Annotated in this window: 11 protein-coding genes; 5 read left to right on the plus strand and 6 right to left on the minus strand. The window is 64.6% G+C overall.

Features of this window, described 5'->3' with window-relative positions:
* Nucleotides 1-67 precede the first annotated feature (67 nt).
* Entirely contained in the window at nucleotides 68-919 is an 852-nt protein-coding gene (locus tag HMI60_RS10440) for a pentapeptide repeat-containing protein (RefSeq protein ID WP_193589602.1), read from the plus strand.
* On the opposite strand, the gene HMI60_RS10445 is transcribed toward HMI60_RS10440, so the two are convergent.
* Nucleotides 903-1,709, minus strand: coding sequence for an RDD family protein (locus HMI60_RS10445; RefSeq protein WP_110504572.1), 807 nt, complete (start codon nucleotides 1,707-1,709; stop codon nucleotides 903-905). The genes HMI60_RS10440 and HMI60_RS10445 overlap by 17 nt on opposite strands.
* A gap of 126 nt (nucleotides 1,710-1,835) precedes the next feature.
* Between HMI60_RS10445 and HMI60_RS10450 the strand changes: the two genes are divergently transcribed.
* Together HMI60_RS10450 and HMI60_RS10455 are read left to right on the plus strand one after the other, a co-directional pair.
* Nucleotides 1,836-2,831 (plus strand): stage II sporulation protein M, encoded by a 996-nt coding sequence (locus HMI60_RS10450; RefSeq protein WP_018777325.1) that lies wholly within the window; start codon nucleotides 1,836-1,838, stop codon nucleotides 2,829-2,831.
* 141 nt (nucleotides 2,832-2,972) lie between these two features.
* Nucleotides 2,973-4,139, plus strand: coding sequence for a TIGR01906 family membrane protein (locus HMI60_RS10455; protein WP_018777326.1), 1,167 nt, complete (start codon nucleotides 2,973-2,975; stop codon nucleotides 4,137-4,139).
* 2 nt (nucleotides 4,140-4,141) lie between these two features.
* Here the strand turns inward: HMI60_RS10455 and HMI60_RS10460 are convergent, their stop codons facing one another.
* The 3 genes from HMI60_RS10460 to HMI60_RS10470 all read right to left on the minus strand — a co-directional run bounded on the left by HMI60_RS10460 (nucleotide 4,142) and on the right by HMI60_RS10470 (nucleotide 8,295).
* Nucleotides 4,142-4,534, minus strand: a complete 393-nt coding sequence (locus HMI60_RS10460; RefSeq protein ID WP_193589603.1) for a hypothetical protein — start codon at nucleotides 4,532-4,534, stop codon at nucleotides 4,142-4,144.
* A 241-nt stretch (nucleotides 4,535-4,775) separates the two neighbouring features.
* Nucleotides 4,776-6,608, minus strand: coding sequence for a long-chain fatty acid--CoA ligase (locus HMI60_RS10465; protein WP_193589604.1), 1,833 nt, complete (start codon nucleotides 6,606-6,608; stop codon nucleotides 4,776-4,778).
* A 10-nt stretch (nucleotides 6,609-6,618) separates the two neighbouring features.
* Nucleotides 6,619-8,295, minus strand: coding sequence for a dolichyl-phosphate-mannose--protein mannosyltransferase (locus HMI60_RS10470; protein ID WP_370584106.1), 1,677 nt, complete (start codon nucleotides 8,293-8,295; stop codon nucleotides 6,619-6,621).
* 209 nt (nucleotides 8,296-8,504) lie between these two features.
* Between HMI60_RS10470 and rsmI the strand changes: the two genes are divergently transcribed.
* Both rsmI and HMI60_RS10480 read left to right on the plus strand, forming a co-directional pair.
* Complete coding sequence (rsmI, locus tag HMI60_RS10475) at nucleotides 8,505-9,434, plus strand: 16S rRNA (cytidine(1402)-2'-O)-methyltransferase (protein ID WP_370583985.1); 930 nt, start codon at nucleotides 8,505-8,507, stop codon at nucleotides 9,432-9,434.
* Nucleotides 9,435-9,594: 160 nt separating this feature from the next.
* Entirely contained in the window at nucleotides 9,595-11,076 is a 1,482-nt protein-coding gene (locus HMI60_RS10480) for an NAD-dependent succinate-semialdehyde dehydrogenase (protein WP_018777331.1), read from the plus strand.
* 127 nt (nucleotides 11,077-11,203) lie between these two features.
* On the opposite strand, the gene HMI60_RS10485 is transcribed toward HMI60_RS10480, so the two are convergent.
* Together HMI60_RS10485 and HMI60_RS10490 are read right to left on the minus strand one after the other, a co-directional pair.
* Nucleotides 11,204-13,705: a DUF3488 and transglutaminase-like domain-containing protein gene (locus HMI60_RS10485; RefSeq protein ID WP_193589606.1), complete on the minus strand. Its 2,502-nt coding sequence runs from the start codon at nucleotides 13,703-13,705 to the stop codon at nucleotides 11,204-11,206.
* Nucleotides 13,702-15,195 (minus strand): DUF58 domain-containing protein, encoded by a 1,494-nt coding sequence (locus HMI60_RS10490; protein WP_193589607.1) that lies wholly within the window; start codon nucleotides 15,193-15,195, stop codon nucleotides 13,702-13,704. The genes HMI60_RS10485 and HMI60_RS10490 overlap by 4 nt, the downstream gene beginning before the upstream one ends.
* Nucleotides 15,196-15,197 lie beyond the last annotated feature (2 nt).

The raw sequence follows: 15,197 nt of genomic DNA on the forward strand, positions 1-15,197 counted from the left end.
CAGGGGAACCCGCTGACGGGTTCCCCGGCTCCTTACCCCGGACCCTCTTCATCATTTGGAGCACCGCATGACCATCACACCAATTCTTCGCCCTGACTGCAGCAACTGCTTTGCGCTGTGCTGCACCGCACTGGGATTTACCCGCTCAGCGGACTTTGCCATCGACAAGCCTGCCGCCTCGGCGTGCCCAAACCTGGCCGGGGACTTTTCCTGTGCCATCCACCAACGGCTGCGCCCCCGCGGTTTCCGCGGCTGCACAGTTTTCGATTGCTTCGGCGCCGGCCAGCTCGTTTCCCAGCACACTTTCGGGGGAAACAGCTGGCGGGACAACCCTGCCTCCGCGTCCTCGATGTTCGACGTTTTCAAAAGGGTCAGGCAACTCCACGAGATGCTCTGGTACCTGAACGAGGCCCGGCAACGGACGTTCGACCCCGAGCTCGCCTCTGCAGCCGCCCACCTTGCGGAACAGCTGGCGACCACCGCCGTGGGTGACGCAGCCACGGTCCTGGGTGCCGACGTCGAAACCTACCACGGGCAGGTGCGGGCCCTCCTGATGGAGGTCAGCGAAGAAGTCCGCGCGTCCTACGGCGCGGAAGACCGGCAAAGTCACGACGGCGGCCTCCAGCCGGGTGCCGACCTGATGGGCGCAGACCTGGGGAACCAGCGCCTCTGTGGAGCAGATCTGCGGGGTTCGTACCTGATAGGGGCCAACCTGGCAGGCAGCGACCTGGCTGACGTGGATCTTCTGGGGGCGGATCTTCGTGGTGCAGAGCTGGCGGGGGCGGACCTGTCCAGGGCCCTCTACCTGACTCAACCGCAGGTCAATGCTGCCGAAGGCGATGCACGGACGCTCCTGCCCACGGAACTCACCAGACCGGATCACTGGCTCCGGCAGCCCGGAACTAGGGCTCCTGGGTAAACGGCAGCTTGCGCAAGCGGGCGCCCACCGTGGCGTTCCGCTGTTCGGCCTGACGCAGGCGCGCCAGCTCCCGGTTGCGTCGTTCCCCGAGGACTGCGCCAATGTAGTCCTCGGGGATCGTGCCGGGCGGCGGTGGCGGTGCGACATAGCGTGCGAGTTCCGTGGCCAGGGACATCGCCATGGCCAGGCGTGAGGCGGGAGCCATCAGGTAAGCCTGCTGTACAAACGTCCCTGCCCGGCGCGCGGTGGCGTCCGGGACCCTGCCGATGTCCGCCATGGCAATCCACCCCTGCAGATAGTGCGGTGCGTTGGGCACGATACGGGGTTTCGAGGGAACGCGCAGGCGGAGCGAATACGTGCCGGCAACGATATCGCCCAGCCGCTTCGATTTCTCGTTGAACAGCGCCACTCCGATGGCCAGTCCGCCGAAGGTCAGGTAGATTTCCAGGAAACCGAGGAGCCCGCGGATAAGGGCGTGCCGGAAACGGATGGAACCGCCGTCGTCACGGACGATCCGCAAACCCGTGGCGAGCTTACCCAGCGACCGGCCTCGGGTGAGGGTCTCCACAGTGACAGGGACGACCACCACAGAGAAAACGACGCTGCTGAGGACCAGAGCCCGGATGGCCGACTCGTCCAGGTCCGAAGAAGCCATCAGGACCAGGATGATCAGGAGTATCGCGAGGACCACCTGCGAGATGACGTCGAGGATCAGGCCCAGCCCCCGGGCCGCAAAAGACGCTGAGCGCAGCTCGAGGACCACTGCCTCGCCTGTGATGATCGAACTCAAGCCAGCCCCCACGCCTTCCGGACAATGCGGCGCCCAGCAGCGCCTGCACAACGAGTCTAGCGGCGTGACAGGCCAAAACGACGCCGATCAGGCGCTCGCGCGGGCCTCAGGCATTAGGGTGGTGCCGTGGACATCGATGCCTTCTCGGCCGTACATGGGGACAAATGGTCGCGGCTTCATTTCCTGGCGCACAAGCGCCGGTTGACGGGAGACGAGGCGGATGAACTGCTGCGCTTGTACCAAACAGTTTCCGGGCACCTGTCCCTGATCCGTTCGGTGGCTCCTGAAACCGGTCTGTCGTCGTCGTTGTCCGCCGCGTTGGCGCAGGCGCGCACCAGGTTTACCGGTGCCCGCTCGAACTTCATGGAAGACCTGGCCCGCTTCTTCGTCATCTCGTTGCCGGCCGCCTTCTACCGGATCAGGTGGCTGACCCTTTGGTGCGGGCTGGCCTTCACGGTTGTCGGTGCCGCGTATGCCTTCTGGATAGGTACCTCCCCGGATGCGCTTCGAGCCGTCTTCGGCAGCGACGAGAGGGTGCGCAGGTACGTCGAGGAAGACTTCATCGATTACTACTCCGAGAATCCGGCGGCTTCCTTCGCCGGCGCCGTGTGGACCAACAACGCCTGGATTTCCGCCCAAGCCGTGGCCTTCGGCATCACAGGATTCTGGGTGCCCTACATTCTTTTCATGAATGCCCAGGGCGTGGGAGTTGCCGCCGGTGTCTTCCTGGCAACGGGCAAGATCGACGTCTTCTTCAGCTACATCCTGCCCCACGGCCTGATGGAACTCACGGCTGTGTTCATTGCATGCGCCGCAGGGCTCAGGATTTTCTGGGCCATGGTGCGGCCCGGCCCCAGGACCCGGATGCAGGCTGTTGCGGATGAAGGGCGGTCATTGATCACCATCGCACTGGGCCTGGTGCTGGTCCTCCTGGTTTCCGGCATCGTTGAAGGATTCGTCACTCCGAGCCAGCTCCCCGTCTGGGCCAAGATCACCATCGGCGCGCTGGTGCTGGCCGGCTATTGGACGTACACGCTGCTTGTTGGCGGCCGGGCTGTCCGTGCGGGGGAGACAGGTGACTTGGACGCCAACGATGGCGGTTACAGAAGCATCGCCGCGTAGACCTTACAGTTGCGTTTCAATCTGCTCCAAGGCGGGGTAGTTCCTCGTGTCGGCGCAAAGCCGGGCGGTAGGCTCGAAGGCAGACAAGAGAGCCGGCAGCACGCAATCGCCGGTGGATGCCTACGGAAGTGAACCCCCGCTGTGAGCGACAAGAGCCCAAAACCACAAGAACCGGACACGGACGTCCACGAGGACCCCAACGAACCGGCCTTCGACTGGATGAAGCCAAAGACGTCCAGTGGTGCCTCATCCGCGGCCTCAACCGCCGCGCCTGCACCGGCGTCTGGAGCGCCTGGAAAAGCGTCAGCTGCGCCCGGAACGGCCCAGCCGGAGAGCCGCGCAGACCGGAAGGCTGCAGAAGCCGCGGACGCCGACACGGAGCCGCCGCTGTTCGCTGACACACTTGCGAATGCCTCTTCCGGCAAGCAGCCGTCGCACTATTCCGAACCGCTGCCGACGTCGGCCCTCCAGGTCCGGCCGCCGGAAGATGAGGTGGCCAGGCGCAATGCTGAACGGGAGCAGGCGGCAAAGGTCAAGCCTGTAGGGCCCCGGGTTTTCCAGGTGCTGTTGGCTGTCTTCTACCCCGTGATCCTCTTGGTTCTGGCAGTCAGGGCGGTCACGAGTCCACTGTTCCTGTGGGTGGAGTACAACCGTCCCGGTTTCCCCGGTGACGGCTATGGCTTCAACACTGACGACCGTATGACCTATGGCTCCTATGCCGTTGACTACCTCAGCAACTGGGCGGGTCCCCGGTACCTGGGAGGCTTGGTCAACCAAGACGGCGCCAAGCTGTTCAAGGACAGCGAAGTCGCGCACATGGCGGACGTCAAGATGGTGATTCTGTCCTCATTCGGCGCGGGAGTCCTGCTCATCATCCTCAGCATTATCGCCATTGTGTACCTGCGAAAGCGCAGCAATGGCGGGATCCGCCGCGGCTTGTTCGCCGGCTCCATTGTCACGCTTGTCATCATCATCGGCCTTGCGGTTCTGGCAGCTTTGAGCTGGCAGCAGTTCTTCACCGAATTCCACCGGATCTTCTTTGCCAATGGCACATGGACGTTCTCCTTGGAGGACACCCTGATCCGGCTCTTCCCGGGACAGTTCTGGGTTGACGCGGGCATCGTGATCGGTGCTTTGGTGTTCATCGCGGCGACGTTGACGTTCATCTTCACGTGGCCCACGAAGCGGCGCCGCGGCGTTGCCGTTTCCCAGGAGAAGCTCGATGACGAGGATTCTGATGGTGCGGTTGACGGCGCAGCCGAAGACGATGATGCCCTTTCCAAGGAAACGACGAGCTCAAAGCGCTAGACCTACTGTCCCGGAGGGTGACTTCCGGTCAGAACACAAATGAGCTGTTCAGGGCGGTCCGTGCTGGCGATAACGGCCTTGCCGCTTTTCATCCCGATATGGATCTCGGGACCGCCGACGAGGTAACCGACCATCCCGGGCCCCAGATAGCGGAGCCCGTAACCGCTGGGACCGGCCGCGTTGTCGGTGGTCACCGTTGCGATGTGGTCCCTGGGCAGTGTCCGCTTGAAGACGTCGCAGAAGGCGATCACGACGTTTTGCGGGTCGACCTTGACGGTGACGGTCATGAAAGCGATGAATGAACCAGCTGCGGTGGTGAGTAGCGGTGCGAAGAGCACTTCCGGCGTGTTCTTGAGGACGATCAGCCCGAACAGCACCGGGCTTAGCGTAATCATGGTGAAACCCATGATTCGCGGTACCAAGGTAGACCGGACACGCGAATAGTAGAGCGCGGGTGTTGGTATGCGTGATGGACTTGTCATGAGATCCCTTTTGAACGTTGGTTCGTGAAGGAAACGCTACGGGTGCACCAGGACCACCTAGGCAGAGATTGGCCTGGCTAGGTGGTGATTGGGCAAAATTAGGTGCTGAAAAGGGCAGAACCAGGTGGTGGCCACGAGCTGCTAGGTGGTGGGCCTACTTGGCGTATAGCTTTTCGACAATCGACGCGAAGTCTCCCACCACAGCCGCCCGCTTGAGCTTGAGTGACGGAGTCAGGTGTCCGGACTCGACGCTGAGCTCCGCCGTGATGAAAGCGAACTTCCTGATGGATTCGGCGGCCGAGACGAGCTTGTTGGCCTCATCAACAGCAGACTGCACGGCCGCCTTGACGCGGTCGTCGCGGACTGCTTCTTCGAGGGACAGGGCACCGGTTTTATTCTCCGAGCACCAATCCGCAAGGCCCTCGGGGTCGAGACTGATCAAGGCCGCCACAAAAGGACGCCCGTCTCCGACCACCACGGCCTGACCCACCAACGGGTGTTCGCGCAACTTTTCTTCCAGGGGGCCGGGAGCGACGTTCTTGCCGCCGGCCGTCACCAGGAGATCCTTCTTGCGGCCGGTGATGGTCAGGAAGCCGTCGGAGTCGAGCTCGCCCAGGTCCCCTGTGCGGAAGAACCCGTCCACAAAGGCGGCCTCCGTGGCCTCCGGGTTTCCGTGGTAGCCCTTGAACACTCCGATGCCCTTGACCAGCACCTCACCGTCGTCGGCCACGCGGATGGTGGTGCCCGGCAACGGGATGCCCACCGTTCCGATCCGGGACATGGTGGGGGTGTTCACTGTGCAGGGCGCCGTGGTCTCGGTCAGCCCGTAGCCCTCCAGGACGGGAACCCCGGCACCGTGGAAGAAGTGGTTGTCCCGTGGGCTCAGGGGACTGGCGCCGGACACCGTGTAGCCGACATCGCCGCCAAAGACTTCCCGCACCCTGGGATACAGGAGTTTGTCGAAGGTCCTGTGCTTGGTTCTCAGCAGCCAACCCGGACCCGGCCCCTCACCGCGGGAGGCGAGGTCCACCGCCGTCGAATATTCCACCGCTGTTGAAGAAGCCGCCGAGAAGAGGGCGGACTTGCCTGACATTGCGGCCTTGTGGCTGGCCCCGGCGTAGACCTTCTCGAAGATCCGGGGAACCGCAAGCAGGAACGTCGGCTTGAACGAACCCAGGTCCGCCATCAGACCGCTGGCACCGGCGCTGTGCCCCAGGGTGATACCGGCAGTGAGGCAAACAACCTGCACAGCCCTGGCCAGGACATGGGCAAGCGGAAGGAACATGAGGGTCCGCGCGCCGGGCTGCATCAAAAGCTCCGGGAGGAACGGAATAACGTTCCTGGCCACCAGCACAAAGTTGCCGTGGGTGATTTCGCACCCTTTGGGTTTGCCTGTGGTGCCTGAGGTGTAAACGATGGAGGCGATGTCGGCCAGTTTTGCCGTGCTGCGTTGCCGCTCCAGCTCAGCGTCCATGACGCCGATGCCGACGGCGGACACACTGGTCAGGTTGGGTGCGTCACCGTCGTGCTCCATCCGGATGATGGCGACGGGGTCCTCGCCGAGGAGGCCTGACTTTTCCACGACGGAATGGACGAGCGCGGCCTTTGAGGCGTCCTCCACGAAGATGCGGCGGGCTCCGGAATCAGCCAGGATCCATTCGATCTGGCTGGCAGAGGAGGTCTCGTAGATGGGCACCGTGACGCCGCCCGCCATCCAGATGGCGAAGTCCACCAAGGTCCATTCGAAGCTCGAACGTGACAGCACCGCCACAGGGTCACCTGGGGTGAGGCCGCCTGCGATGAGGCCCTTGGCCAGGGCGGTGACGTCCGCCAGGAACCTGGCAGCTGACACGTTCAGCCACCCGTTGGGGGTGTTGTGCGCGTACAGGACGCCGAACGGATCCTTGGCGCACCGCTCCAGAAGGAGGTCGGTGACGTTGGAGTCCGTGTCGGCTTCGAAGAGGAGCTCCGTGCTTGCTTCCCTCACTGCTTGCCTCCTAGATCCACGATGGCATCCACATTCTCATGCGCCATTCCTGGTAACTGATGACTTCTGCCGTGAGCACCGGATAGAAGAAAGCCGTTGCGAGGACAGCCAGCACCAGGACCACGGCCACGACGTAGAGTCCTGACCGTCGCCGCCACGGCGGATCGCTGCTGCGGCCCAGCACCAATCCCAACACGTACGTCAGGCCAAGCACGAGGAAGGGCTCAAAGGAGACCGCATAGAAGATGAACATGGTGCGTTCGGGGTACATGAACCAGGGCAGGTAGCCGGCAGCAACACCGGCGAGGATGGCACCGGCCCGCCAGTCGCGACGTCCCGCCCACCAGAACAAGAGGATGACCAGGGCAATGGTTCCGCCCCACCAGACCACGGGGTTTCCCACGGGCAGGATCGCCGAGGAGCAGGTCTCCACGAGGCAACCCGAGGTTCCCTGTTTGGGGGACTGGTAATAGAACGACGTGGGACGGCCCATGACCAGCCACGTCCACGGGCTGGATTCATAGGGGTGGTCTGAGCTGAGCCCCTGGTGGAATTTGTAGGCTTCCAGGTGGTAGTGGGCCAGGGACCTTACCGGGTCAGGCAGCCAGTCCCAGCCAGGTGCCGGGTTGGTGGTGGCCCATTGCCGGTAGTAGGCGTCCTTGGACAGGAACCAGCCGGTCCAGCTGGCGATATAGGTGACAACGGCAACCGGAATGATGGTGAAGAACGCCGGGATCCCGTCCTTGATGATGCCTGCGCTGAACCAATTCCGGATCCCGGCAATCCGGCGGGCGTTCAGATCCCAGAGCACAGTCATCACGCCGAAGGCAGCCACGAAGAACAGCGCCGACCATTTGGTGCCCACAGCGAGTCCGAGGCAGATGCCGGCAACGAGGCGCCACCACCGCATGCCCAGCCAAGGACCTGCCACCAGCTGGCTGGTCAACGGGATGCCGCTTGGTGAAGCAGCCGCCTGCGCGGCGAGCCGGGAAGCCAGACGACGGCGGCCGTCGTCGCGGTCCAACAGCAGGGCACCGAAGGCGGCGAAGATCCAGAACGCGAGGAAGACATCCAGCAGGGCTGTCCGGGAGAGCACCAGGTGGTGTCCGTCAACGGCGAGCAGCAGGCCCGCAACCGCCCCGAGCGTGTGGGAGCGGAAAAGCTTCATGGCGATGAGCGCCACGAGGAATACCGTCAGCGTGCCGGTCAGTGCCGCGCTGAAGCGCCAGCCAAAGGGGTTGTCTCCGCCGAACAGCCACATTCCGAAAGCGATCATCCATTTGCCCACCGGTGGATGGACCACATACTCGGGGGTGTTCAGGAGGACATCGGGATTGCCGGCATTGAAGGAGTCGTTGGCGTTGGACGGCCAGCTTCGTTCATAGCCGCTCACCAAGTAGGAGTACGCGTCCTTGACGTAGTAGGTTTCGTCAAAAACCAGGCTGTGCGGGGCGTCAAGCCTGAAGAAGCGGAGAATTCCGCCCAGGACGGCGGTGATGGTGGGAATCAGCCAGAACCACAACCGCAGGGACGCAGGGTAGTCGCGCCAGCTCTGGATTCCGCCGATCAGGCGGGTGCGCAGGGCCTCCACGCTGAAAGCCTCTGCGGGCCGCTCTATCCAACGGTGGCGTTCAAGGCCCCGGCCCGGCAGGTATCCGGTGCCGGCCTGCCTCGTGCCGCCGCGCACTGCATTATGTGCTTTCGCGGCGTCGTCGAGGTGGCCGGCTGGACGTTGGACTGCGGGCTCATCCGTTTCGGCTACGGCGGACGACGCCACAGGAGTGCCGGAAGCGGCGGCAGGAACGGGCGACTGGTTCACCCGCCCATGCTACCTTTCCATGCTTGCCGCAGCGTTGAGGTGAGGCGTTGCAGGCATCGCGGCATTAGGCTTGGCAGGTGGACGAACAGCGCAATACCCCGGACGAGGCCCGCTTCAGCGACGACGAGGACGGGGCGCTTCCTTCGGTAGCCCCGGGTTCCGGTGCGGCACCGGGGGTCGGCAGGATCGTCCTGGCGGCGACTCCCATAGGGAACGTCGGCGATGCGTCCACCCGTTTGGTGGAGCTCCTGGCTACGTCCGACATCGTGGCGGCAGAGGACACCCGCCGCCTGCACCGTCTGGTGACAGCACTGGGCGTGGAGGTTTCCGGACGCGTCATCAGCTACCACGAGCACAATGAAGTAGCCAAGACAGGCGAACTCCTGGACCACGTCCGCGCCGGAAAAACCATCCTGATGGTCAGCGACGCCGGCATGCCGGCAGTCTCGGACCCCGGGTTCCGCTTGGTGGAAGGTGCCGTTGCAGCCGGTTTGACGGTCACTGCGGTCCCTGGTCCTTCGGCCGTTCTGACCGCCCTTGCCCTGTCCGGGCTACCCACGGACCGCTTCTGCTTTGAAGGCTTCCTGCCCCGAAAGTCGGGAGAGCGGAACTCGCGCCTGGCCGACCTCGCTGATGAACGCCGCACCATGGTCTTCTTCGAGGCTCCGCACCGGCTTGAGGTCATGCTGCGCGCGTTGCACGAGCGTTTCGGCGCCGAACGCCGGGTTGCTGTCTGCCGGGAACTCACCAAGACCTACGAGGAAGTCATCCGCGGAACCCTCCGTGAGCTGCTGGAGTGGGCCGAGAACAACGAAGTCCGCGGCGAAATAGCAGTGGTAGTCGGTGGTGCGCCTGAACAGGAGCCCGGCAAACCCGAAGACCACGTTGCGGCAGTCAACGAGCTCATATCGCAGGGGATCCGCCTCAAGGAAGCGGTTGCGGCAGTAGCCGAGGACGCCCGGGTCAGCAAACGGGAGCTGTACTCGGCGGTCCTTGCTGCCCGCTGACATGGCTGTGCACCTGCACAAATTGGCATCCGTATGGCAGTGCGTCAAGGCGTAGACACTGCTTCCGGCCGGGCAGTACCGTGGCAGTAATTCAAGCCACTTCTGGCAAGGAACCCCCAGTGGTGCAAATCTCCAAAGCACCCTAGACGAAGGAGTCGCCATGACTGTCACGGTTGAACGCGAAAGCGAACTGCTGGCTTCCGTTCCCACCGGCCTGCTGATCAACGGTCAGTGGCGTCCGGCCGGATCGGGAAAAACTTTCGATGTTGAGGACCCGGCCACCGGCAAGGTCCTGCTCAGCATCTCCGACGCCGGTGCTGAGGACGGCGCCGCCGCACTCGACGCCGCTGCTGCCGCCCAGGCTGACTGGGCCCGCACGGCCCCGCGCGAACGCGGCGAGATCCTGCGCCGCGCCTTCGAGCTGGTGACTGAGCGCGCCGAGGACTTCGCCCTCCTCATGACCCTGGAAATGGGCAAGCCGTTGGCCGAGGCACGTGGTGAAGTGACCTATGGTGCCGAGTTCCTGCGCTGGTTCTCCGAAGAAGCGGTGCGTGTTTCCGGCCGCTATTCCGCAGCCCCGGACGGCAAGAACCGCCTGCTCGTGCAGAAGAAGCCGGTTGGTCCCTGCCTGCTGATCACCCCGTGGAACTTCCCGCTGGCCATGGCCACCCGCAAGGTTGCCCCCGCCGTCGCCGCCGGTTGCACCATGGTGCTCAAGCCCGCCAACCTGACCCCGCTGACCAGCCTGTTGTTCGCCCAGGTCATGCAGGAAGCAGGCCTCCCGGCCGGCGTCCTGAACGTCATCCAGACCTCCACGGCCGGTGCCGTGACGGGTCCGCTGATCAAGGACGACCGCCTCCGCAAGATCTCCTTCACCGGCTCCACCCCGGTGGGCCAGGCCCTCATCCGTGAAGCTGCGGACAAAGTCCTGCGTACCTCCATGGAACTCGGCGGCAACGCCCCGTTCGTTGTCTTCGAGGACGCGGACCTGGACAAAGCCGTTGAAGGCGCCATCGCCGCGAAGATGCGCAACATGGGCGAGGCATGCACGGCGGCCAACCGCTTCATCGTGCACGAGTCCATCGCGGATTCCTTCGCTGAGAAGTTCGCCGCGAAGATCGGTTCGCTGACCACCGCCCGTGGTACCGAGCCTGAGTCCAAGGTTGGTCCGCTGATTGACGGCAAGGCCCGCGACGGCGTCCACGCCCTCGTCACCGAAGCTGTCGAAGGTGGCGCCACGGCGGTTACCGGTGGTGCGCACGTGGATGGTCCCGGCTACTTCTACAAGCCCACGGTGCTGAAGAACGTTGCTGCTGATGCCCGCATCCTGCAGGAAGAGATCTTCGGACCGGTAGCCCCGATCATCACCTTCTCCACGGAAGACGATGCCGTCCGCCTGGCCAACAACACCGAATATGGCCTGGTGGCCTACGTCTTCACCAAGGACCTGAACCGTGGCCTGCGGATCAGCGAACGCCTCGAGACCGGCATGCTTGGCCTCAACGCCGGCGTGATCTCCAATGCCGCCGCACCGTTCGGTGGCGTCAAGCAGTCCGGCCTGGGCCGCGAAGGCGGCTCCGAAGGCATCGAAGAGTACCTCTACACCCAGTACGTAGGTATCGCGGACCCGTACGCCGACTAGACTGCGCAGGGATCCCGTCCACCGCTCTCGCAACAAGACGGTTGACGATTGAAGGGCCCGGCAGCGGAACCACAAGTTCCGCTGCCGGGCCCTTTGACGTTCAGTGACGTAGACCGCCGGCGCTGCGTCAGCGCCGCTGGGGGAGGACCCCGCGCAGGGACCGCCAGCCGCGGACGGCTGCCCAAGCCACAGCCTTGCCCAGCGCAGCCACGGCCCGGAACGGCGCACCGAGTGCCCGGGCCCAGCGCCGCATCATCGACGGCGGGAGCCACTCCGCGCGGAACCGGACCAGCCAGCGTGCATTGTTCCGCAACGACTCACGCACGACGGCGATGCGGGGCGCGGCCGCCGGGGCCGCCACCGTAAGGCGGCCGTAGCGTTGCCGTTCAAAGTCCGAGGTGAGGGACGCGACGGCCTGGTGCGCGGCGTCGTCGAGCCCTCCCGACTCGCCCAAAGCGGCGCTGGAACGCAATTTGCTGGAGAAGTGCCGGGGCGTCTCGCTGGAGGTCGAAGGAACCCCGTAGTCGCTGGCAAGATCCTGCAGTTCAGCCCATGCCAGTTCCGGGGCGGGATCCTTGAATCCTGGCGGCAGAATGTCCGAGTCAGCCCTGGGTTTGATGCTCAACCGGCGTCGTCGAAGGGCAATCCTGCTGAGCCTCGGCGAGCACAGGAAAGCGAGCAGCAACAACACCCCTGCCGTCGCGGCTGCGATCGCAGGAAGGGGATTGACGCCGGGGGACCCTGCTGCGGGTGTGCCCACCTCCGGGATAGGGCCGGGAGCGGTAGCCACCGGGGCGGGAGTGGTGAGGGTTTCTTTCTCGTCAGTGTTGGTGCTGAGGTTGCCGGCAACGGAGCTTTCCGTTGCGTAGTCGGGTACCACGCCGCGCGAGGGTGTGGGCTCGAACGGGACCCAGCCAAGACCTTCAAAGTAGAGTTCAGGCCATGCGTGGGCGTCCCTGGCGTCCACCTCATATTCAGGGAACGAACCCTGTCCCACCAGGGCAACCGATTCTCCCGTAAGGCGGCCGGGAGCGTAGCCAACCGCGATGCGGCTCGGGATGCCTTCGGCGCGCGCCATGACGGCCATGGCTGAGGAGAAGTGGACGCAATAGCCGCTCTTGACCGTGAGGAAATCGGCCAGGACAGAGAGGCCGTTGCCGTCGTAGCCGTTCTGGACAGGTGCTTGCAGTGAATAGGTGAACGCGCCCGACCTCAGGTACTTCTGGATGGCCAACGCCTTGGCGTAATTGTTGTTGCCCGCGGGCGCCGTAACGGAGTCTGCGGTTTGCCGGACGATGTCCGGCAGGTTGCCGGGAACCCGGAGGAAATCATCGGAGATGGAGCGGGGTGGCGCGGTAGCTTGGGCCAGGGCCGCTGCCGTGACTTTGGGTGCGGCCGAGAAAACCACGTAGCGCTGTGCTCGCGTCGTGGTTTCCGTACTCATGATGCTCAGGGTGTCAGGGTCCCAGGTCCATCGACCGTTGAGGCCGTTGACGGAGGCAGGGGCGAACGGTGCGGGGAGGTAGGGGCTGGTGAACTGGCCGGCGCTGACGGAAGTAACGGCATTAACGATTTCACCCTGGACTGCATAGCCCGTTTCGATCCTGTCCGCACCTGCCCGGCGCTGCGCCGTGCGGTCATCCGGCGCCCAGGTTTCGCCGTCGAAGTGGTCAATGGTGACCGAGCGCAGGTAAAGCGGTGCGCTGGAGCTGGTTGAGTAAGTGATCCGGCCTGATCCGGTGGGGCTCCGAAGGCTGTTGCCCAAGGTGATCATCGGGTTTAGTCCGTTGGAAGCACCCCAGGGACTCAGCCGCGAACCCTCAGGAAACGTTCCCGTTTCGAATCCCGGAATCGCCAGGGGCACCACCATGGTCAAGGCCAGCGCCAGGCCGCCGGTCACCAACGACCGCCGGAACTGCCCGGCGCCCCGCCCCGCCCCGGACTGCAGGCGGGCATCGGGGGCGAACCAGTGGCTGCACCCGAGAATCAGCAGGTATCCCACGGCGGCACCCAGGAAACCGGCAACGCCCACGCTCTGGGGTTTGATGGTGGCCGGGACCACCATCACCGCCAGGATCCCGATGCCACTGGCAGCAGGCATGGACAAAGGAACCGCCAAAGCGTCAATGAGGATCACCAGGAGCCCCAGGCACGCACACATGACGAATACGATCCCGGCGTTCGGTGCCACCGGCGCGCTCTCCGAGACCACCGTCTCGGCCGCTCGTTTGATCAGGCGCCCGACGGCGGTAAAGGTACTGGTAGTGGGGATGAAGCCGGCCAGGCTGTCCTGGCGGCAGAAAGTGAAGGTGAGCACGGCTGCCAGGGAGACAAAGGATCCAAGCGTGGCCAGCAAGGGCTGGGCGCGGAGGGCCCGAAGGACGGCCAGGGTCAGGCCAACCACCAGGACAGTGGTGATCAGCGGCAGGAACCAGGCCCAGCCCCTGAGGACACCGTTCAGCGACAAAGCGGCGCCCAGGACGGCTACGGAAATGGCAGCGGCCATGACCCATGGGTAGGGTCCCGGACCCGCAGTCCTTGGGCGGGCCGGTGGTGTTGGCTGCTTCTGGCCGGGCGTTCCGTTCGCTGGGTTTGAGGCCGGGGAGTTCCGGTGGGAAGTAGTCGTCATCGGGGCACCGCCGCTCCACGCCTGACATCCATGGCAGCCCCTGCGGCGGCGACTATTCCACCTTCATCGAAGGAGGACCAGGCAGACGCCAACTGGGTCTTCGAGGTCACGGCGGCAACCCGCCAGCCCGCCTGGCGCAGGATCTCCAGGGCATCCTCGCTGCTTCGCGAAGAATCGCTGACCACCAGGGCGAAGGCGTTGGCGCCATAGGCGGCCGCAGGGGCCAGCGCCCTGGCTTCCGCGGGTGTCAGCGCACCCAACAACGCCAGAAGCGGTCCCCGCAAACGGTGTGCCGCCAGCTTGTCCATAAGCCTGTCGTCGAAGACTGAATCTGCAGCGTCGGCCGGTGCCTGGCCCGTCCTGACGTCGCGTTGCCCTGTTGCCGGATGTTCGGTGCGTGCAGGCCGGGGCCTCGGGCGACCGGAACCGTTCTCCGGCCGGTGATGCTCCGCCCTGGCGTGCCGGGGACCGCTGAGCTCGATGGCCGCCAACCCTTCCGCGATGGCCTGGAGGCCGCCAACACCGGAGAATTCCTCCGCGTCGGGATCCGGTGCCGAGCGGGAACGGAGGAATGCCGGTGCGCCGAACACATCCAGAATCCGCAGCGAATAGTTCCGCTCCGACAGATGCGCCGCGATCGATACGGCGGCGGTCACCATCCATTCAAAATCCGGGCCAGTCACCAGGTCGGAGTCTTCGTCATGGCCGCCAAAAACGGAACCAGCGCCGGCAGCGAAGGCCGAGAAGCGCTGATCCAGGACAATGGTGGCCTCCGGGGTGGTCACGGATTCCTCCTGGCGGACCATGAGCTGGCCGTGACGTGCCGTGGCAGCCCAATGGACGCGGCGCATGGGGTCGCCGTGCCGGTATTCGCGGGTCATGATGTCGTCGTCGCTGGGGTTGGCGCGGATCCGCGTCGCTGTCACGCCGTCGTTCCCGCGGGCCCCGGCGAGGCCGGTGACCGGAAGCTCGACGGCGGCCGGCGTCACGGTGAGGAGGTCGCCGTCGTCGATTGAGTGCCGCCGCAAGGAAAGGCCGAAGGGATCGCTGAACTCTGCGGTGACGGGACCGATCCGGAACTGTCCGCGCTTACCGGATCGGAGGTGGTACTCGTAGCGGCTTGTGCCTCCCGAAGCGGAACGGGCGGGGAAACGGAAAGCAGGCGGCTGGCCGAAACGGGGCGGCAATTGTTCCTCCATGATCACATGCCCCGTGGAATAGGACGTCCGCGCAACAGCCAAGCGGACTGTGGTGGTGCTGGATGTTTCCACCGTGGACGGATTGAACTCCCTGTACACCTGGAACTTGGGCTTGAGGACCCGTACTCCGGCAAGGGCAACCAGGGGGAGCAGGAGCAGAAGTACCGAAAGGGTCAGAAGATCGCGCCGGCCCATCACGTAGGCGGCCCCAAGGGAGATTGCGCCCGCGGCCAGCAGACCCCAGCCCCGGGAAGTGAACAGGTGTTTGGGAAGCCGGTCCATGAGTGCCATTG

The organism is Paenarthrobacter sp. YJN-D, assembly GCF_015040335.1.
In the GTDB taxonomy this organism is placed as follows: domain Bacteria; phylum Actinomycetota; class Actinomycetes; order Actinomycetales; family Micrococcaceae; genus Arthrobacter; species Arthrobacter nicotinovorans.